Consider the following 19,394-nt stretch of genomic DNA (forward strand, 5'->3'; position numbering starts at 1 on the left):
GGTCACCTAATCATATTATTAAAGAATAACCATTTGCTTATTCTTAAGCGTCCTGCCAGATCGGTTTGGATGTTTAATTTTTCTTTATTTTTCAAACACTTATATTTAACCGTGATATTCAAACATAGTGCCGACTCATTCAGACACCTATATTGTAGGTTTAAGGTACAATCGTGATAGCAGTGAATATGTAAGAGAGCGTTATGGCAGTCATCTTAGTTTTAACCACCCTTTTTAGTCTTGTCATGGCGTTAATTGCCTTACTGAATAGACATGAGAACCCTAAAACACACTTAAGTTTTATGGCTTTGATGTTATGCTTTTTTTTCTTGTTGGCCGAGTTAACCCTCATTAAATTAAAGCTCACATCATTGGGCTTGTTATGGTTTCCTGTCAGTTCTGTGGCTACGGTGGCGATTCCTTCCTGCTTTTATTTGTACTTTAGTTCGAGTCTTCGACTTGAAAGTGAATTCAAATTAAAAGACGGTGTGCATTTTATTTTTCCGGCCATTTTTGCAATTTTACTCACGCCTTATAGCTTTGTTCCTTTAGCCGAAAAAGTGGCCGTGCTCACTGCCCTTAGCCATAAAGAGCCCTTACCTTGGTTTTTACAAATCACACCCACCCGCGAAATACGCATGGGCATGGTCGCAGTGCTTGGCGCATTTTATGTGCAGTTGTGCTGGCACGAATTGCATCACGAAAGTAACCACAAAAAAGCAGACGTGTTACGAGAAATAAGCCGTTTTCGTTGGATCATTTTAGTGATGGGTGCCGCGATTGGTTGTACGCTTATCTTCTTTATGGTGCGTCTGCCGTATAAACACAATTGGGCTATCTCAGCGTTGGTGATGCCACTGGTAATTTGCATGGGGCTGCTTTATTGGCGCTTACCGCAATGGGGACACAAGTGGTGGATTCCGGCTAAAGACACAGAGGCCGTGAATCATCAGGCGAGTTTAGTGTATGCCGCAGAGCTGACTTCAGACAAAGAAGAGGATAAAAAATATCGCTCTTCCGTCACCAATGAACTTGCCCATATCACCATGACAAATTTACAAACCATGATGCAAGCAGGGTTGTATAAAGATTCTACTTTGACCCTAAGAAAACTGGCCCACGAATTAAATTTAAGTCAGCATCATCTTTCACAAATTATTAACGAACAGACTCAAGGTAACTATTACGACTTACTCAATCAATATCGCATTAACGAAGCAAAAGACTTGCTACTGCACAGCGAAATGAACGTTATTAATATTGCGTATGAAGTTGGCTTTAATAGTAAATCATCTTTTTATACTGAGTTTAAACGACAAAATAATTGCACCCCAGGTCAATTTAAAAAAAGCAAAGGTGAGGTTATTTTAACGGAGCACTCTGGTTGAAGCGTTTTAGGTGTAAACAAAAGTACATCACGTACAAGCGCCCCCCCCCAAGTGCTAGCGGTGTTCAGCTCGATGAATATGTGGTTTGTTGGTTTAAAATAGGTTTAGGCTTTTATGGTCTGATTTAAATATCCTAGGCGGCAAATGAGCAGCTGAACTTAGTGGGTATTTGGTGATATTTTGATTTATCGATCACGGGGTTGCATGCCCCGTGAGCAACGCGAGTGCTTTGGGTGCACCCTCCTACAGGTTGGGTTCCAACCTTAGGGCACAAAAAAACCCGCACTCGGCGGGTTTCTTTTTCTGCTTTCGTTAAGCTTGTTAGGGCTTAGCGTACAACAGATACGTCTTCTGCTTGTAAGCCTTTTTGGCCGTCTACTACGCTAAACTTAACCGCTTGGCCTTCGCTTAGTGAACGGTGACCGCTGCCACGAATGCTGCGGAAATGTACGAATACATCGTCGCCGTTATCACGGGTTACAAAGCCGAAGCCTTTTTTAACGTTGAACCACTTAACCACGCCACGTTCGCGGCCGTCATCAACGTCTGACTCTACTAGAGTGCCAGTGCCGCGACGTTTGAACTGCGCTTGGTTAGATGAGCTTGCTGCAATGAACAGTACAACAAATGCTACGAATACAGCGGCTAAATAGGCTAGCACAGCTCCGTCTTGTTGTAGAAATAGTGAGATACCACCTTGATCGGCAATTGGTTGAGCAAATGTGAAAATGGCGCTACCGCCAGCCACAGTGAACAGTGCTGCCATCAAAGCAGGGGTTGGAAGTGCCAACAGCACACAGACTAATGCTTTCTTGAATAGTGAATTTTGCATCTTTAACCTTCTTTCTTACGTAATTTGTCAGTTGTTACACTTGCTTGGTGTACAATTCAGGCAAGCCTGTGTATCTAATATGAATTAGCGTTAAAAATCAACACGATAGAAATTATGACTCAATCCGACCAAGACCACATTGAAGACCTGCAAATCCGTATTGCTTTCCTTGAGCAAAGCGTTGATGAGATGAACGAGATCGTCACCAGCCAGCAAGCTCAAATGAGTATGCTTGAGCGTGCGGTTAAGCACCTCAGCAGCCGTTTAGAGCAAGTAGGCTCTAGTAGCATTCGCAGCTCTGAAGACGAGAGCCCACCGCCCCATTATTAATGGACTCATCCTCAGCTGTTTAAACTGAATTAGTGGCCGTTTTATAGGCTGTTTGAGTTATTGACTACGCCGTATGCATGACAATTAATTTAAGTCAGCGCTTACGGGCAAGACAATAAACGTTTAATTAGGCAAATCTCGACCAAAAAAAGAAAACAAAACAGAATAACCGCCACAAAAAAAGCCTGCATATGCTGGCTTTTTTTGTGCGTGGTTAATATTCAAAGGTTAGTTTTGGGTTTCAACGCTTGTTTGATCCAAGTAAACGCTTCTTCTTCGTTTTTAAACGTACGCATTTCTTTTATGGGTATATTGCTTGTGGTGTGTTTGGCCGCAAACTCATGCAAAGGGTTGTATGCCACAAAGCCAATGTAGTCACAGCCATTTAAAGCTGACCAATTAAACTGGGACCAAATGCGTTTTTGCACATCTGGCCCACCTGCTTCGTAGTCGTCATATACGTTGATAATGCCCCATGACTGCCCTTTTAACGTGGCGGCCATTTGGGCAAATTTGGTTTCGTACTCGGTAACCCCTTCTAAGTTGAACGCCCCTTTGGGGCGACAAATAAAGAGGTTATCTTGTAACTCCACATCATTTAAACCGTGTTGCATGGTGCTCCTTGCGCATGTGCGTTTTATAAACGACATCCTGTTATTTATGTACGGCTGCTTACCTGCTGTTATTAGCGTACTCTTAATTTACATACTGTTATTTGCGGGATTTACGCAATGTTAATCGGGCTAACAGCAGCAACAACAAAGTTAACAGCACTGGCATAATGGCGATGTTAAGTACCTTTAACCAACTGCCTAGGCTTTCGATGTCTTTATCTAGCTCGTGGCGTACGTCACGCAGTGCTTTACGAATACGCAGTTTTTCTTGCTGAAAGCCGTTTAGAGTGGCTTCTTGTTCTGGGCTTAACGTTAACGCATCTTTGTTGCGCTGGGTTTCAAGCTCGGCCATGCGTTGCTCGGTTTCTTCTAGCTGTTGCTGCAAGGCTTGTTCGTTTTCATAAAACTTACTTTGCGCTTGTTGCTGCAAATCTTGTACAACTTCAAATGGGCGAGCAAAGCGGCCACGGCTACGAATGGTGATTAAGTCGTTGCTGCCAAGGTATTGCTCAACCATGTTGCTCACCAATGCGCCGTTGTCGGCCCAAGGTTGCACAATGCGCTGACCAAAAAAGTTTTGGACTTGCACCCATAAACGATCGGTTAGTACGTCTGAGTCGGCGACGACCATCACATTAATGTTGTCGTTGCTGCCCACATGTTCATGCGGTGTTTCTAGTTTAATCGGCGCTTTTTCAAAAAAGCTTGTGGCTTCACCGCTGATGCGCGCGGCTAATACGTAGCTTTCACCTGTGGGTGCAAAGCCATCCATTAACTGTCTTGGGTCGCTCACAACGCTGTAGCGGTTGATATCAATGGGTTGTGCTGCGGTGCTTGACCACGCCAATGCGTCGAATGTTGTCGTGGCGGCTTCGCTCGGTTGTACAAAACCAGCACTGGCAAAATTGATGGATTCTAATTCGCCCGTCACCACTTCGTTAGGGTTTAGGCCGTCTGCTTGCAAACCTAATAAACCAAGGTGTCGCACAGGCGGCATGCCTTGACCCATTGAAACCGTTAACCCGTATTGCGCATCGATCACCACTTGGCTGTCGTCGTAATCAATCCCCCACTGGTTAAACAAAGGTTTAAGCGGATTAATGGCAATGTCTTCTTCACCCATTGGGCTGGCTTGTTTACTGTCGGCTTTTGGGTCAACAAAGGCGATCAGTTTACCGCCGCCCATAACAAACTGATCAATGGCGTACAAGCTGGCGTCATCTAGATTGGCAGGTTGCACCACGACTAAGAGCTCGATGTCTTGTTCGATTTCTTCAATTTCATCTTCAACCCAGCGTACATCGTATAGCTGGTCTAGCTGTTCAAACACGGCCCAAGGTGGTGTGGTGCCACCGCTTTGCATATCAAATCCGCCACGCATGTCTAGGCTGGTCATTAAGCCCACTACCGGTATACGGGTTTGGCTTAAGCGGTAAATCAGTTCGCTGATTTCATATTCTAAAAAGGGTTCTTTGTCCGGTTGGAAAAACCCAATAATCGACTCATCACCTTTGCTGTTTTTAGCTTGCAAACCAAAGTACACATCATCGCCTGTGGCAATGGGCACCGCTTGCAGACCAGCTTCGGCGGCGCTGTCTTCGGCTTCTGAGAATGGCTCTGGGTCAATTAGGTTTAAACTGAGTTTGCCATCCGATAACAACACATACTCTTGCAGTAATTCTTCTACACGCTTGGCGTAGCTGCGCAGTGCGGTTAAATCTTTGGTGGCCTTATCTGAAAAATATAAGTTTAAGGTGACCTCTTGTTCGAGGTTGCCCATGATATTTTTGCTGCCTTGCGACAAGCTATAAATATTTTGTTCGGTTAAATCGACGCGTGCGCTTTTTAATACCATTTGGCTAACAATCAGCACCAGCACAAAACACACGGGGGCCAATACAAACTTTAATACGGTCGGTTTCATATTATTCTCCTTGTGTTATTTGGCTTTGTTGCGTTGCAGCATCACTTGCGTGAGGTACAACCAAAGAGCCATCATGGCTAAAAAGTAAGTGATGTCACGCAGGTCTAACACGCCGCGAGCAATGGCATCAAAGCGGGTTAAAAAGCTCAAACCGGCAATGAAGTCGATCATGCTTTGTGGTGCCCAAGCAAAGCTGTCTAGCACCATTGGCACACCGCTCACCATAAAGATAAAGCACACCACAACGGTAAAAATAAACGCGACAATTTGGTTTTTACTGCACACCGACATACAACTGCCAATGGCTAAAAAGCTACCGGCCATTAACCACGAGCCAATGTAACCGGCCGCAATCACGCCGTTATCTGGCGCGCCTAAGTAAGACACGGTGATCCACATAGGAAAGGTTAATACCAATGCTAAACCGGCAAATAACCACGCGGCTAAAAATTTACCAATCACGGCATTGGCTTGGCCAATGGGCAGTGTCATGAGTAATTCAATGGTGCCCATTTGGCGCTCAGGTGCCCACAAGCCCATGGCAATAGCGGGCATAAAGAACAAATACAACCAAGGATGAAAGTTAAAAAAGGCGCTTAAATCCGCTTGGCCTTTTTCATAAAAGTGCCCAAGGTAAAAGCTGAACACACCCGATAACACCAAGAACATTAAAATGAACACATAGGCGATGGGAGTAGCAAAATAGCTGTGCAGTTGGCGCTGCATGACAATGGTTGTCATATTCATGTTAAACGTCATGGCATGCTCCTTATAAGCTGTGGGCGCGGGTCACTTGACGGAATACATCGTCAAGGCGGCCTTTTTCTAGGTGAATGTTTTCAACGGCCCATTGTTTGTCGTCTAACCAGCGAACAACCTCTGGCAGCAACATTTGGCCTTCTTTAGGAAACAGCATAAAGGTGCGGTCTTCTATTTTTGCGGCAAGCTCAACGCTTTCAATGTCAGTAATGCTGGCAAGTTGTTGCTGCATGTCGTCGTATTCATTGGCCAGTTGTAAACAAATGGCGTTGTGGTGACGGCTTTGACGTTCTAGCTCGTCTGGTTTGCCGTCGAGTAATAATTTGCCTTCGCTGATGATGAGCGCACGGGAGCACACCGCGCTGACTTCTTCTAAAATATGAGTCGAAATAATCACGATTTTATCTTTGGCTAAGCCTTTTATCAGCTCGCGCACTTGGTGTTTTTGGTTTGGGTCTAAGCCGTCAGTGGGTTCATCTAATACCAACACTTTTGGGTCATGCATAATGGCTTGGGCTAACCCAACACGACGCGCAAAGCCCTTTGATAAGGTCTCGATCGGTTTATTCAGTACCGATTCAAGTTCGACTTGTTTAATAACACTGGCCAAACGTTTTTCACGCTCTTGGCCATTCAAACCCCGTACTTTGGCAATAAAGTGTAAAAACGCCATAACGGTCATTTCGCCGTAGGCGGGTGCCCCTTCGGGTAGGTATCCCATAATTTCTTGGGCGGCTTGAGGATTTTGACTCACATTAATGTCGCACACGCTGACATGACCTTGGCTTGGTTCGATAAAGCCCGTGATCATTTTCATTGTGGTGGATTTGCCAGCACCATTGGGTCCTAAAAATCCCAACACTTCGCCAGGTGACACATCAAAACTTAGGTTGTTGACCGCCGTAAACAGGTCAAACCGCTTTGTGAGATTTTGCACACGAATCATGATTAAACTCTCTATTATTATTGAGCGCAGATTAGTCTTCTAAAGTTAGGGAAAGTTTCATTCCCAGTAATAATGAGCTGTCAATATAGCGTCACTTTTTCCGATTACAATACCTTGATTATGTGATTGCCTTAACGGGGCAAGATTTTACCGTTGGTTTGTAACCCAGACCTGCTACAATTCGCCATTGTTTTGCGTTCAGGCTATGGTTTATCAGTAGTCTGGTTTCACAACCTACAAGGCTATTTTAAGCTTTGGGTTTAATTTAAAAGGTGATGACTTTGCGCGCCCTATTTTCTATTGTTAATGCGTTATTCCGCGGAATTCTTAAAATTTGGGTTAGAACCAATGTCGTTGGGATTAAAGAGTCTCAAGACGTTCTAGCCAACGACCCCGACCAACCAATTTTTTATGCACTGCCCCATCGTTCCTATTCCACAAGCCTTGTGCTCGACAGCGAAACCCGTAAAAACGGTTTGCCCCACGCACTTGAACCCATTGAAATTGCAGGCACTAAATTCAGTAGCCGCATTATTTATTTATCACGTACCGAAGGCCGTTGGTTTCGCCGTCGTGCCATGCCGTACCTGCATCAATCTGTCCCTGACATGATTGATGTTTGCCAAAACAACCCAGAAATTAAAGTAAAAATCGTCCCTGTTAATGTGTTTTGGGGCCGCTCACCTGATAAAGAAAAAAGCTTTTTAAAAATATGGCTAGGCGACACGTGGTCTGTTGCCAGTAAATTACGCCGTATTGTTAGCATCATATTAAATGGTCGTAATACGTTTGTGCATGTTAGTGCGCCGCTTGATATTCAAGAGGTGATTAGCGAAAGCCCTAACATGGAAGCACCGCGTTTAATTCGTAAATTAGGCCGTGTTTTACGTGTGCATTTTCGCCATACCCGCAGCGCGGTAATCGGCCCTGATTTATCCCATCGCCGAACACTTGTTCACCGTTTAATTCGTAAACCCATGGTAAAAGCGGCCATCGAACAGGAGATGCAAGAAAAAGGCATCAGCTACGAAAAAGCCGCGGCTAAAGCCATTAAATACGGCGACGAAATCGCATCAAACCAAAGTCACAGTACCATTCGTTTTTTAGACATCGTACTCACTTGGGTTTGGAATAAATTGTACAACGGCGTACAAGTGCAAAACCTTGATCAGCTTAAAACCACCTACAAAGACAACGAAATTATTTATGTGCCGTGTCATCGCAGCCACATCGATTATTTATTGCTGTCTTACGTGTTATTTAAAAATGGTTTTGTGCCACCGCAAATTGCCGCGGGCATTAACTTAAACCTGCCTGTTGTTGGCCCTATTCTGCGTCGTGGTGGTGCCTTCTTTATGCGTCGCAGTTTTAAAGACAACCCACTTTACAGTGCGGTATTTGATGAATACCTACATGCTATTTTTACCTCCGGTTACTCGACTGAGTATTTTATCGAAGGTGGCCGCTCACGTACGGGGCGTACCTTAAAACCCCGTGCAGGTATGTTAGCCATGACCGTGCGCAGTTTCTTACGTGACAGCCATAAACCCATCGTATTTATGCCAGTGTACATTGGTTATGAAAAAGTATTTGAAGGCGGCACCTATCAAGGCGAGCTGCGCGGTAAGACCAAGAAAAAAGAATCGGTACTGGGCATTTTCAAAACGTTAAAAGATATGAAAAAGAACTTTGGCCGCGTATACCTGACCTTTGGTGATGCCATTGATTTAAACCATTACCTTGAAGACAAACGCCCTGGCTGGAAAACCGAAGACCACGGTGCTGACTTCCGCCCAGAGTGGACAAAAGATGTGGTCAACGAATTAGCCATTGATGTGGTCACTCAGATTAATAAAGCCGCGGCGTTGAACCCTATTAACATGCTGGCACTCGCTATTTTAGCCGCGCCAAAACAAGCTATGGATGAAGCCGTTTTAGCGCAAACCCTGAACCTATATCGTGATTTAGCCAAAGACATGCCGTACAGCCATTTAACCACCTTGCCAGAAGGTGATGGTAACGATTGGATTAAATACGCAGAAAACATGAATGTGATTGAGCGCTTAAGCCATCCGCTTGGGGACATTATCCGCATGGATGAAGCTCAAGCCGTCATGCTGACGTACTACCGCAATAACGTGATTCACTTATTCGCGATTCCGTCCATGCTGGCGTGTTTGTTTATTAATAACGTCAAAATGAAGCGTGATGATGTCGTGCGCTTTGCCAAAACCATTTACCCATACTTAAAAGCGGAGTTGTTTTTGCATTGGCAAGAAGATGAGATCAGCGGTGTCATCGACCAGTGGCTTGATTTGTGTGTCAGCAAAGGCTATTTATCACAAGAAGGCGACGAACTAATACGCCCATCGGTTAGCTCAAACAATTACATTATGTTGTCTGTGTTATCGCAGCAAGTGATTCAAATTCTTGAGCGTTACTATATTGCCATCGCACTATTACAACGTGCCGGCACGGGCAGTGTTAGTAAAGACAGCATGGTGCAAAACTGCTCGTTAATGGCACAGCGTATTTCGATTCTGCACGGTTTAAATGCACCAGAATTTTTCGATAAATCGCTCTTTAAAAACCTGATTGAAGAGTTACTCGAACGTAAAGTGCTTACCTTAAATGACGACGGCAACATCGAATTTGGCAAGCGCATTGAAAGCATTGCCAACGATGCCAAAATCCTGCTTAACGCCGATCTGCGTCGCAGTATTTTGCAAGTCACATTGAATTAACCTTCCGTTAATTCAACTAAAAGCACAAGCCAAAAAGGTGAGCCTGTTTAACAGCTCACCTTTTTTGTTGGATGTTCCCTACCCTTTAGCGCATCTTTGTGGCAATTTTCGGTCGCGGGGCAACCTCGTACTGGGTTTTGGGTTACGGTCCTGTAAGGTAAGAGTGTGTTATTTTAGGCTTAAAGATTAACTTGTTGTGGTCGGTCGCGGGGCAACCTCGTACGGATTGCGCATGTAAGGCATCGCAGTTAAGGGGCTAAATCATAAAGCTGAGCACAACCCGAACAGGCGTGCCCATTATATTATTGAAACACTAAGCGGATTTCTTTTTGCCGTTAAAGGTTTGTGCAAATTGATGCCGCAACTGTAAATACTTGGGGGTCAGCCCTACGTCTTCATACAAGGGGTCTCCTAATTCATCAAACGAAACCACCTTTTTACCTTGTTTATAGGGCATTTGTCGCTCGACCTCATCGAGTGCAACACCTATTAACTGAGCGATAATTTCATTGCGATTTAAGCCTGGGTATAACCCCGTGAGGGCTTCGATGCGGGCCGCATCTTTAAGCGGCAATTGGACTTGGTATTTTTCATCGCCATTATCAATATGGCTAGCAGATTCCCATGATGACATGAGCTCTCGGACATTCATGCAAACAAACCTCAACACTGAACAACTTACCTTAACCAGTTTAGCTCAGCTTTGGCCGAATGGTCTTTTTGGTTACTAATATTTACAAAAAAGTTTGGCGCTGTTTTTGCTTCCTTCTTCTTATGGCAATTATCTGTAAACTAGGGCCTAACCCCATGCAATAACAAACCGTCTACAATTAATCTAACGTTTATCTCTTGCCATTAGGAAGGTTTATGACCAACACATTGGACGCAGATCTAAAAGAAAATGTTCGCCTATTGGGCAATTTACTCAGTGATGTGATTGAGCAAGATTTAGGGGCGACTTTCATTGATAAAATCATTGCGATTCGGACTCTGGCCAAACAAGCCCGTGCGCAGAAAGAACGCCCAGCGGATTTAATTGATAATCTAAGACAATTAGCTGATGACGATATCACGCCGATTACCCGTGCTTTTAACCAATTTTTAAATTTGGCCAATATTGCAGAGCAATATCACGATGTTATTCGCGGTCGCCGCAATGATGGCGAAGCCTTCTTAGAGCAGCTCGATCATGTGATTCAAGATATGGGCAGTAAATTAAGCAACGAAGCCATTCAAAAAAAGCTTAACGAACTGGATATTCAACTGGTACTCACCGCGCATCCAACAGAAGTGACTCGTCGTACTTTAATCGGTAAATATGAGCAAATTCTTAATGCTCTTAATAGCTTAGATACGCAACCCTTTGAGTACGAGCGTAAACAAATTCTCGAAAACCTAAAACGCGTCATTGCCGAAATTTGGTATACCGATGAAATAAGACAACAACGCCCAACACCAGAAGACGAAGCAAAATGGGGCTTTGCCGTCATAGAAGGGGCACTGTGGCATGCGATACCACGCTTTTACCGAGAAATGAACGAACTCTTAGAAAAACGAGGTTTGTCACCACTGCCACTCAATGCGGTGCCCATTAAGTTTCATTCATGGATGGGCGGCGACCGCGACGGCAACCCCAATGTCACCGCCAAAGTCACCTCCAATGTGCTCATGCTTGGCCGCTGGATGGCCGCTGACTTGTACCTACGCGACTTAGGTGACTTAGTTAATGATTTATCAATGGAGCACTGTAACGACACTCTGCGAGCGGTGGCTGGCAATGTAAAAGAGCCATACCGTCATTTGTTGCATGATTTGCGTCAGCGCTTACGCGAAACCCAGCAATACACGCAAGACAAACTCAAAGGCAACAAAGATAACCGTAACAAAGGCATTTATAACCTCTCTTCATTAATTGAGCCGTTACAACTTTGTTATCAGTCTTTACTTGATTGCAATATGGCTGTCGTGGCCAACGGCAAGCTGCTGGATACCATTCGTCGTGCTCACTCATTTGGCCTAACGCTTTGCCCGCTGGATATTCGTCAAGAAAGCACCCGCCATGCAAATGTGTTTGCCGAATTATGCCAATATTTAGAACTCGGCAACTATCTAGAATGGGACGAAGAAAAGCGCGTCGCCTTTTTATTAAAAGAACTGCAAAGCAAACGTCCATTATTACCAAGCGAATGGGAGCCCAGTGAAGAGGTGCAAGAAGTCTTAGACACCTGCCAAGTCATTGCCCAAGAAGACCCAAATTGCTTTAGCGCTTATGTGATTTCAATGGCTGGCGCCGCCAGTGATGTATTGGCGGTGGCGCTGCTGATGAAAATGAGTGGCCGTACCCAACCCATGCCAGTGGCCCCATTATTTGAAACTCTTGATGACTTAACCCATGCCGCAGACAGCATTGAAACCCTGCTGAGTATCCCTTGGTATCGTGAATATTGCTCGCATAAACAGATGGTGATGGTGGGTTACAGCGACAGTGCAAAAGACGCCGGTCAACTTGCTGCCAGCTGGGCGCAATACAAAGCGCAAGAAGAATTAGTTAATATATGTGATTCGCACACAGTCGAGCTCATGTTATTTCATGGTCGTGGCGGCACCGTTGGCCGTGGTGGTGGCCCGGCTCACAGCGCTATTTTATCGCAACCACCCGGCTCTGTTCGTGGTCGCATAAGGGTAACCGAACAAGGCGAAATGATTCGTTTTAAATTTGGTAACCCAGAAGTCGCTCTGCGTTCACTGCAGGTTTATATGTCAGCGGTGTTGCAAGCCACTGAAATGCCACCACCAGAACCTGAACCACAGTGGCGCACGATTATGGATGAACTAAGCGCCATTGCCGTAGAAAGTTATCGCGGTGTGGTACGCGAACATCCGGATTTTGTTTCTTATTTTAGAAACGTCACTCCAGAACAAGAGTTAGGTAAATTAGCACTAGGCTCGCGCCCTGCTAAACGCAAAGCCACTGGCGGAGTCGAAAGTTTGCGTGCGATTCCTTGGATTTTTGCATGGATGCAAATTCGCTTAATGCTCCCTGCTTGGTTAGGCAGCGAAAAAGCACTGCAAGATTTCATCGACAAAGGTGAGCTGGCCACATTGCAAAATATGGCTGACAAATGGCCATTTTTTCAAACATTGGTTGATATGCTTGAAATGGTGCTGAGCAAAACCGACCAAGGCATTGCACAGTATTATGAAAACAGACTCATTAACCAAAATGGCAGCCTAGAAGCAAAACAGGCGCTAGGTCGTCAATTGCGTGAGCGCTTAGGCCAAGCGGTTGAGACCATCCAAAATATTAAGCAGCAAACCCAGCTACTTGAAAATAATCCCGCCTTCCGTCATTCAATGGCGGTCCGTAACCCCTACACCGATCCACTGCATTATTTGCAGGCGGAATTACTGTATCGAACACGGGCTCAAGGCGAACAGGTGAACCCCAACTTAGAACATGCGTTAAAAGTCACCATGGCCGGCATTGCCGCAGGTATGCGCAATACCGGTTAATCTTTGAACGAAAAGCTGACCTCATGACAAAATGAGGTCAGTGATCGCATACCCCCTACCTACTGATATTACTTATGCGCCCTCTTTCACCCTTCGTTTATTGCCATTATGCTACTTGCCCAAGCTGCATGGGTGCGGTATCGTTTGGCTCTTTTTTATTTGCTTGGTTATTAATTAAACAAGACGGTGCAATGTCCCAATGATGTAATTTTTGTCGCGTCATTGGGAGATTGAATCGATACAACTTAAGGAAACATGAATGCGTATTATTTTATTAGGTGCTCCCGGCGCCGGTAAGGGTACTCAAGCTAAGTTCATTTGTGAGAAGTTCAGCATCCCACAAATCTCTACAGGTGATATGTTGCGTGCGGCCGTTAAAGCCGGAACACCGCTTGGCAAACAAGTCGAAGAAATCATGCAAACAGGTGGGTTAGTGTCTGACGAGCTAATCATCTCTTTAGTAAAAGAGCGCATCTCTGAGCCTGATTGTGCAAACGGTTGTTTATTTGATGGTTTTCCTCGCACGATCCCACAAGCGCAAGCCATGATCGACGTCGGTGTTGATATCGACCACGTTGTTGAAATCGACGTAGACGATGAAGAAATCGTGAAACGCATGAGCGGTCGCCGTGTGCACCCAGGTTCTGGCCGTACTTATCATGTGATCTTTAATCCACCAAAAGTGGAAAGCAAAGATGACGAAACAGGTGAAGAGCTTATTCAACGTGAAGACGACGCAGAAGAAACCGTACGTCACCGTTTGGCTATTTACCATGAGCAAACTGAACCATTGGTTGGTTTTTATAAGTCATTGACTGACGCCAATGCACCTAAATATGCACACATTCCTGGTGTGGGCACATTAAATGACATTCGTGACGCCGTATTTGCCGCAATTGATTAATCAATTGCGCTTACGTTTAAAAAAGCCAGCTATGCTGGCTTTTTTTATGTCTGGGACCTTTTGTTTGATCCATATCAAAGAAAACCAGCCAAATGTAAACCAGTTTTTCTTTAAGTTCGTAAACCTCAGCAAATAATTTATCATATATCTATTCATTTCAGCATTTTATCGAGAGTCCACATGTCACAAAAAAGCGCCGTCATATTAGTAAACCTTGGAACGCCAGATGCGCCCACTGCAAAAGCAGTACGACGTTATTTGAAAGAATTTTTATGGGATGACCGTGTTATTAAACGCAATCCTATTTGGTGGCTCGTACTAAATGGCATTGTTTTGACTCTTCGCCCCAAACGCGTAGCCAAGTTATACGAAAGCATCTGGGAAGGTGATAGCCCAATTCGCACCATCGGTTTAAAACAACAAAAAAAGTTACAAAACCTGTTAGGTGATTCGGTTCACGTTGAACTTGCCATGACCTATGGCAATCCTTCATTTAAAACAAGCCTAGAAAAATTAAACGCGCAAGGTTTTGAAAACATTATAGTTTTACCGCTGTACCCACAATATAGCGCCACCACAACAGGTGCTATTTATGATCAAGTTGCAAACTTTGTTACAACTCAGCGTGATTTGCCTTCGATACATTTAATTAAGGATTATCACCAAAATCATTTTTATATTGATGCCCTTGCTAAAAAAATTGAAGATTTTTGGGATAAAAATGGCCGCAGTGAAAAACTATTATTCTCTTTTCATGGCATACCAAAAGCTTATGTAGAAAAAGGTGACCCCTACCGCGCGCAAGTAGAGCAAAGCGTCAAATTAATGGTGGATAAATTAAAGTTAAACGAAAACCAATATCAATTATGTTTTCAAAGCCGCTTTGGTCCCACTGAATGGTTACAGCCTTACACCGATAAAACACTCGAAGCATGGGGAAAAGATGGAATTCGCTCCGTTGACGTAGTTTGCCCAGCATTTAGCGCGGATTGTTTAGAAACACTCGAAGAAATTGCCGAAGAAAATAAAGAGATTTTTATAGAAAACGGTGGTGAGCAATACCGTTATATTTCTGCACTCAATGATGACGATGAACATATTCATATGATGTCAGAACTGGTTAAACCGTTTATATAAAAATAATCGCCTGCCAATTTTCCATATTTTTTTGCCTAACTCACATTTATCGGCCTGTTTTTGAATACTCATGATATTTCAAAAACGGGCATTTTTTTATTAAAAATCCAAAATATTAAAAAAAATCGCATTTTTTTGCGCCAATATTTCTAATTTGAGGGTAATAAAGTAGTTTTTTACAAAAAAATCATTTATTTTTCCTCATAAGACTATGCTCTTACATTTTTTATGCTATTTTTTTATTGAAACACCGTCCACAACAAGAAGGAAAATATTATGGCTCGAGGTCGTAAAAAAACTGCAGCAAAAAAACGTGTAGCTAAAAAAGCTACTGCCGTCGTTTCTCCAGCACTCACTAAAGCAACCAAAGCGGTTGAAAAAGCGAACGCTGGTATTAAAGCTGCAACCGTTAAAGTAGATGCTGCCAATAAAAAATTGGCTGCTGCTCGTAAAAAAGCAACATCTACTAAAACGGCCGCTGCTAAGAAAGCTGTTGTAACTGCACGTGCTGCTGCTGCGAAGCAAAAAGAAGCACTAACAGGTGCAAAAGGTAAAGCCCGCGAAGCTAAAACTCTGGTTCAAGCCGCTAACGTAGAAGCAAAAGCAGCAGCCGCTGCCGCATCTGCAAAAGCTGCTCTTGAAGCATATGAGCTTTCATTGGTTACTAAAGCCGAAGCTGATCTAGCAAAAGCGCTTGCTGCATATGAAGCTAAATGGACTAAATCTCGTGCGAAGAAAGATGCTGCTAAAGTCAGCGCTCGCACTAAGAAAGAAGCCGCTAAAAACAAAGCAGCCGCTAAAAAAGCAGCCGCTAAGCTTAAAAAGCTAGCTAAACCGGCTAAGAAAAAGCCTGCCAAGAAAAAAGCCGCTAAGAAAAAAGTAGCCGCAGTGCGTAAACCTGCCGCGAAAAAGGCTCCAGCGCGTCGTAAAACTGCCAAAAAAGCGAAGAAGTCGAAAAAATAAGCTTTAGCGGTGAGTAAAACTAAAAAACCAGTTCAGCTTCGGCTGTGCTGGTTTTTTATGGCTATTTGATTTGTATCCCCTTATTTTGCACGCCTTCGTTTTTTTCAAAGTTAGGTTTCTGCTAGAATACCCAGCTAATTAGTCTATTGAAGTATTCCTATGGCCAACTTTCTTGCCATTGAAGCTGCCAGCGATAGTTGCTCGGTAGCATTAAGTTGCAACGGCACACTTATTTCTCGGGTTGAAAATGCACCTCGTATGCACAGTCGCTTGCTTTACCCGATGCTCAACGATGTTATGAACGAAGCAGGTATTCGCCCAAATCAGCTTGATGCTGTGGTTTTTGGCAAAGGCCCAGGCTCATTTACTGGTTTACGTATCGCCGCGTCTACCGCACAAGGAATTGGCTTTGCTTGCGAAATTCCGTTAATTGGCGTCTCGACATTACAAGCGATGGCCCAACAGGCATTTATTGAGCACAAGCAAACCAATATATTAGCGCTAATGGACGCTCGCATGAATGAGCTCTATCTAGGGCAATACGCATTAAATGAAACAACTCAACTCATGAGCGCTCAAGTTAACGATCTTATTTGCCCAACCGATGCGCAAATTGACACGCTCAACCTGTCTGCGGGCCAACACTTTGCTTGTGGCCATGGTTTAAAACTATGGGATAAGTTTGATTCATCACTGCAATCTTTGATTACTCAGCAAGAGCCTGAACAAATATTAAAAGCAGATTCGCTTTTACCTGCTGCCCTTGCACTGTATGAACATAACCAAGTATTGGCACCTGAAAACATTGAATTAGTTTACTTACGTGAACAAAGTCACTGGAAAACCATCAAGCAGCAAAAACAACAAAGCTAAATCTAAGGATTCATATGGAATGGTGGCAGGCCGTTGTTTTGGCCATTTTGCAGGGACTGACTGAATTCTTACCGATTTCGAGTTCTGCACACTTAATTTTACCCTCACAACTTTTAGGCTGGCCCGATCAAGGTTTAGCATTTGATGTGGCGGTGCATGTTGGTACGTTAGTCGCTGTGATGGTGTACTTTCGTCATGATATTGTGAAGCTAATTAAAGGTTTTTGTGACACAACTTTTCTTGCTAAACCCAATATGGATGGCAAATTAGCGTGGTGCATTATTTTAGCCACCCTTCCTGCTGGTTTTTTTGGCTTATGTTTGAACGGCAGTGTTGAAACGTATTTACGTAATGCGCTGGTAATTGCCACCACCACGACAGTGTTCGGTTTGTTGCTCTGGTATGCTGATCGCAAACAAAACCTCACCAAATCGATTTCTCAAATTGGCTTTCGCGAAGCCTTTATTATTGGTTGCTCACAAGCGTTGGCGTTAATTCCAGGTACTAGCCGCTCAGGTATCACCATTACTACTGCCATGTTGCTCGGATTTGACCGACAAACAGCGGCACGTTTCAGTTTTTTATTGTCGATCACCGCTGATTTTATTAGCAGGCAGTTACAAAACCTATGAAATGCTCACCAGTACACACCCCATTCCGTGGAGCTTTATTTTTATGGGGGCGATTGTGTCGTGCGTCAGTGCGTACATTTGTATTTATTTCTTTTTGAAACTCATTGAACAGCTATCAATGACACCCTTTGTTATTTATCGCTTACTGCTTGGCGGCTTTTTATTCTTGGGCGTAGCACTAGGATGGATCATGTAATGACGCAAACACTCACACTGGTTTGTCAGTTACCTCAATTAGCCGAACATGCTCAACGTATCAGCGAGCTATTACATGTCCCCATGAGTAAGCGCATACCGGATCAAGCCGAGTTTATTTTAAACCTTGATATAAACGGTTTGAGCCTATGTAAGCCCTTTGATAAGTCCGTTGGGGATTTGTGCATTGATTTTACTGATGGCGCGCTGACATGGCGTCGCCAACATGGTGGTGGTACTGGCCAAGCCATTGCAAAGGCGGTGGGATTAAAACAAAAAAAGCATTTAAATATACTGGATGCCACAGCAGGCACCGCAACAGATGCGTTTGTGCTCGCTGCACTTGATTGTAAGGTGACTATGGTCGAACGCCACCCTGTAGTGGCGGCTTTGCTTGCAGACGCCTTAGAGCGCGCTGAGTTAAACCCTGAAGTGCATGACATTACGCAGCACATGTCTCTTCACACAGGCAGCAGTATCGAATTTTTAAAACAATGCGAAGCGGATTGCTTTGATGTGGTGTGTTTGGACCCAATGTTTCCTCACGCCGATAAGAAGCAAGCTCAGGTCAAAAAGTCGATGCAGTTTTTCCGCGACATGGTGGGTAAGGACGAAGACGCCGATGAACTATTGCTACCTGCGATCAACGCTGCAAAGTATCGTGTAGTTGTAAAGCGGCCGCGTAAAAGCCCATTTTTAAATAATCAAAAACCGACACTTAGCCAAGAAGGCAAAGCCAATCGGTTTGATATTTATGTAAAAAAAGGACATAAAGGACTGATTCGTTAGTTCCCTTTTTCGAGGGATTTAGCTTGCTGCCAAAGGCTTTCCATTTCTTCAAGACTCGCCGCCTCAATAGAGCGCCCTTGTAACTGTAAATGGCTCTCTATGTATTGAAAGCGACGCTCAAACTTTGCATTAGTGCTGCGCACTGCCAGTTCTGGCTTCACATTTACATGGCGCGCCAAGTTCACCATGGCAAACATAACATCACCTAGCTCATCTTCGATAAGGTGGTGTTTTCCTTCAGCCATGGCTTCTCTTAGCTCTGCAATTTCTTCTTCGATTTTATCCAGCACTTGCTCAGACTCGGGCCAGTCAAACCCAACGGTTGCGGCACGTTTTTGCAGTTTTTCAGCACGTTGAATAGCTGGTAACGCCAATGGTATATCCGCCAGCACGCTGGTATTTTCAATCCCGGTCGTACCTTGTGATTTGGCTTTTTCGTCACGCTCTTGCTGTTTAATCGCTTCCCAACGACCTTTAATTTGCTCGTCGTTCAATGGGGTATCATTATTTTCACTGTGTAGCTCACCGCTCGGAAAAACATGGGGATGGCGACGCACTAATTTACTGACTAAGGTATCGACGATTTGAGCGAAATCGAAGTGCTGCTCTTCTTTACCAAGCTGACTATAAAAAATCACTTGGAAGAGCAAATCGCCTAATTCTTCTTTTAAGTGCGTGTAGTCTTGTTTTTCAATGGCGTCAGCCACTTCATACACTTCTTCTAAGGTATGGGGCACGATGCTCGCAAAGGTTTGTTTTAAGTCCCACGGACAACCATGCTTAGGATCACGCAAACGGGACATCAGATACAATAAATCGTCAAGCTGGTACATCGTGCTGTGTTCCTTAAA

The 19,394-nt window shown here is 44.2% G+C and carries 16 protein-coding genes and 1 pseudogene; 10 read left to right on the forward strand and 7 right to left on the reverse strand.

What is annotated here, in order from left to right:
* Positions 1 to 203: 203 nt before the first annotated feature.
* Positions 204 to 1,388: a helix-turn-helix domain-containing protein gene (locus tag ACU6U9_RS11585; protein WP_446735206.1), complete on the forward strand. Its 1,185-nt coding sequence runs from the start codon at positions 204 to 206 to the stop codon at positions 1,386 to 1,388.
* 328 nt (positions 1,389 to 1,716) lie between these two features.
* Here ACU6U9_RS11585 and ACU6U9_RS11590 read toward each other — a convergent pair whose 3' ends face one another.
* Complete coding sequence (locus ACU6U9_RS11590) at positions 1,717 to 2,220, reverse strand: cold-shock protein (protein ID WP_446735207.1); 504 nt, start codon at positions 2,218 to 2,220, stop codon at positions 1,717 to 1,719.
* A 114-nt stretch (positions 2,221 to 2,334) separates the two neighbouring features.
* Between ACU6U9_RS11590 and ACU6U9_RS11595 the strand changes: the two genes are divergently transcribed.
* Positions 2,335 to 2,550 (forward strand): SlyX family protein, encoded by a 216-nt coding sequence (locus tag ACU6U9_RS11595; RefSeq protein ID WP_446735208.1) that lies wholly within the window; start codon positions 2,335 to 2,337, stop codon positions 2,548 to 2,550.
* A 221-nt stretch (positions 2,551 to 2,771) separates the two neighbouring features.
* On the opposite strand, the gene ACU6U9_RS11600 is transcribed toward ACU6U9_RS11595, so the two are convergent.
* The 4 genes from ACU6U9_RS11600 to ACU6U9_RS11615 all read right to left on the reverse strand — a co-directional run bounded on the left by ACU6U9_RS11600 (position 2,772) and on the right by ACU6U9_RS11615 (position 6,793).
* Positions 2,772 to 3,164, reverse strand: coding sequence for a hypothetical protein (locus tag ACU6U9_RS11600; RefSeq protein WP_446735209.1), 393 nt, complete (start codon positions 3,162 to 3,164; stop codon positions 2,772 to 2,774).
* A gap of 97 nt (positions 3,165 to 3,261) precedes the next feature.
* Positions 3,262 to 5,088: a Gldg family protein gene (locus tag ACU6U9_RS11605; protein ID WP_446735210.1), complete on the reverse strand. Its 1,827-nt coding sequence runs from the start codon at positions 5,086 to 5,088 to the stop codon at positions 3,262 to 3,264.
* Between the two features lie 15 nt (positions 5,089 to 5,103).
* A complete protein-coding gene (locus tag ACU6U9_RS11610; protein WP_446735863.1) occupies positions 5,104 to 5,835 on the reverse strand; it encodes an ABC transporter permease in 732 nt (243 codons plus the stop codon).
* 22 nt (positions 5,836 to 5,857) lie between these two features.
* Entirely contained in the window at positions 5,858 to 6,793 is a 936-nt protein-coding gene (locus ACU6U9_RS11615) for an ABC transporter ATP-binding protein (RefSeq protein WP_446735211.1), read from the reverse strand.
* Positions 6,794 to 7,068: 275 nt separating this feature from the next.
* On the opposite strand from ACU6U9_RS11615, the gene plsB reads away from it, so the two are divergent.
* Positions 7,069 to 9,537: a glycerol-3-phosphate 1-O-acyltransferase PlsB gene (plsB, locus tag ACU6U9_RS11620; RefSeq protein WP_446735212.1), complete on the forward strand. Its 2,469-nt coding sequence runs from the start codon at positions 7,069 to 7,071 to the stop codon at positions 9,535 to 9,537.
* A gap of 313 nt (positions 9,538 to 9,850) precedes the next feature.
* Here the strand turns inward: plsB and ACU6U9_RS11625 are convergent, their stop codons facing one another.
* Positions 9,851 to 10,171, reverse strand: coding sequence for a pilin assembly protein (locus ACU6U9_RS11625; protein ID WP_446735213.1), 321 nt, complete (start codon positions 10,169 to 10,171; stop codon positions 9,851 to 9,853).
* A gap of 233 nt (positions 10,172 to 10,404) precedes the next feature.
* Between ACU6U9_RS11625 and ppc the strand changes: the two genes are divergently transcribed.
* The 7 genes and pseudogenes from ppc (at position 10,405) to ACU6U9_RS11660 (ending at position 18,543) form a co-directional block, all read left to right on the forward strand.
* Positions 10,405 to 13,050, forward strand: coding sequence for a phosphoenolpyruvate carboxylase (gene ppc / locus ACU6U9_RS11630; protein WP_446735214.1), 2,646 nt, complete (start codon positions 10,405 to 10,407; stop codon positions 13,048 to 13,050).
* A 259-nt stretch (positions 13,051 to 13,309) separates the two neighbouring features.
* Entirely contained in the window at positions 13,310 to 13,954 is a 645-nt protein-coding gene (gene adk, locus ACU6U9_RS11635; protein WP_446735215.1) for an adenylate kinase, read from the forward strand.
* A gap of 180 nt (positions 13,955 to 14,134) precedes the next feature.
* Positions 14,135 to 15,091: a ferrochelatase gene (hemH, locus tag ACU6U9_RS11640; RefSeq protein WP_446735216.1), complete on the forward strand. Its 957-nt coding sequence runs from the start codon at positions 14,135 to 14,137 to the stop codon at positions 15,089 to 15,091.
* Positions 15,092 to 15,367: 276 nt separating this feature from the next.
* On the forward strand, positions 15,368 to 16,054 hold the full coding sequence (locus ACU6U9_RS11645) for a hypothetical protein (RefSeq protein ID WP_446735217.1): 687 nt from the start codon (positions 15,368 to 15,370) through the stop codon (positions 16,052 to 16,054).
* A gap of 159 nt (positions 16,055 to 16,213) precedes the next feature.
* Complete coding sequence (gene tsaB, locus ACU6U9_RS11650) at positions 16,214 to 16,927, forward strand: tRNA (adenosine(37)-N6)-threonylcarbamoyltransferase complex dimerization subunit type 1 TsaB (protein ID WP_446735218.1); 714 nt, start codon at positions 16,214 to 16,216, stop codon at positions 16,925 to 16,927.
* Between the two features lie 14 nt (positions 16,928 to 16,941).
* Positions 16,942 to 17,755 (forward strand): annotated as a pseudogene (locus tag ACU6U9_RS11655) (undecaprenyl-diphosphate phosphatase).
* On the forward strand, positions 17,755 to 18,543 hold the full coding sequence (locus ACU6U9_RS11660) for a class I SAM-dependent methyltransferase (protein ID WP_446735219.1): 789 nt from the start codon (positions 17,755 to 17,757) through the stop codon (positions 18,541 to 18,543). The pseudogene ACU6U9_RS11655 and the gene ACU6U9_RS11660 overlap by 1 nt, the downstream one beginning before the upstream one ends.
* On the opposite strand, the gene mazG is transcribed toward ACU6U9_RS11660, so the two are convergent.
* Positions 18,540 to 19,376 carry a nucleoside triphosphate pyrophosphohydrolase gene (mazG, locus tag ACU6U9_RS11665; protein ID WP_446735220.1) on the reverse strand — a complete coding sequence of 279 codons (837 nt, stop codon included), beginning with the start codon at positions 19,374 to 19,376 and terminating at the stop codon, positions 18,540 to 18,542. The two genes, ACU6U9_RS11660 and mazG, sit on opposite strands and share 4 nt — an antisense overlap.
* Positions 19,377 to 19,394 lie beyond the last annotated feature (18 nt).

This window comes from Pseudomonas sp. HK3, from assembly GCF_052920985.1.

Excerpts from the sequence above, each read along its gene's own strand:
- ACU6U9_RS11595 (WP_446735208.1), top strand. The coding sequence starts at position 2,335 with ATGACTCAATCCGACCAAGACCACATTGAAGACCTGCAAATCCGTATT.
- ACU6U9_RS11600 (WP_446735209.1), bottom strand. The coding sequence starts at position 3,164 with ATGCAACACGGTTTAAATGATGTGGAGTTACAAGATAACCTCTTTATT.
- hemH (WP_446735216.1), top strand. The coding sequence starts at position 14,135 with ATGTCACAAAAAAGCGCCGTCATATTAGTAAACCTTGGAACGCCAGAT.
- ACU6U9_RS11660 (WP_446735219.1), top strand. The coding sequence starts at position 17,755 with ATGACGCAAACACTCACACTGGTTTGTCAGTTACCTCAATTAGCCGAA.
- mazG (WP_446735220.1), bottom strand. The coding sequence starts at position 19,376 with ATGTACCAGCTTGACGATTTATTGTATCTGATGTCCCGTTTGCGTGAT.
- ACU6U9_RS11605 (WP_446735210.1), bottom strand. The coding sequence starts at position 5,088 with ATGAAACCGACCGTATTAAAGTTTGTATTGGCCCCCGTGTGTTTTGTG.
- ACU6U9_RS11610 (WP_446735863.1), bottom strand. The coding sequence starts at position 5,835 with ATGAATATGACAACCATTGTCATGCAGCGCCAACTGCACAGCTATTTT.
- plsB (WP_446735212.1), top strand. The coding sequence starts at position 7,069 with ATGACTTTGCGCGCCCTATTTTCTATTGTTAATGCGTTATTCCGCGGA.
- adk (WP_446735215.1), top strand. The coding sequence starts at position 13,310 with ATGCGTATTATTTTATTAGGTGCTCCCGGCGCCGGTAAGGGTACTCAA.
- ACU6U9_RS11585 (WP_446735206.1), top strand. The coding sequence starts at position 204 with ATGGCAGTCATCTTAGTTTTAACCACCCTTTTTAGTCTTGTCATGGCG.
- ACU6U9_RS11645 (WP_446735217.1), top strand. The coding sequence starts at position 15,368 with ATGGCTCGAGGTCGTAAAAAAACTGCAGCAAAAAAACGTGTAGCTAAA.
- ppc (WP_446735214.1), top strand. The coding sequence starts at position 10,405 with ATGACCAACACATTGGACGCAGATCTAAAAGAAAATGTTCGCCTATTG.
- ACU6U9_RS11590 (WP_446735207.1), bottom strand. The coding sequence starts at position 2,220 with ATGCAAAATTCACTATTCAAGAAAGCATTAGTCTGTGTGCTGTTGGCA.
- ACU6U9_RS11615 (WP_446735211.1), bottom strand. The coding sequence starts at position 6,793 with ATGATTCGTGTGCAAAATCTCACAAAGCGGTTTGACCTGTTTACGGCG.
- tsaB (WP_446735218.1), top strand. The coding sequence starts at position 16,214 with ATGGCCAACTTTCTTGCCATTGAAGCTGCCAGCGATAGTTGCTCGGTA.
- ACU6U9_RS11625 (WP_446735213.1), bottom strand. The coding sequence starts at position 10,171 with ATGTCATCATGGGAATCTGCTAGCCATATTGATAATGGCGATGAAAAA.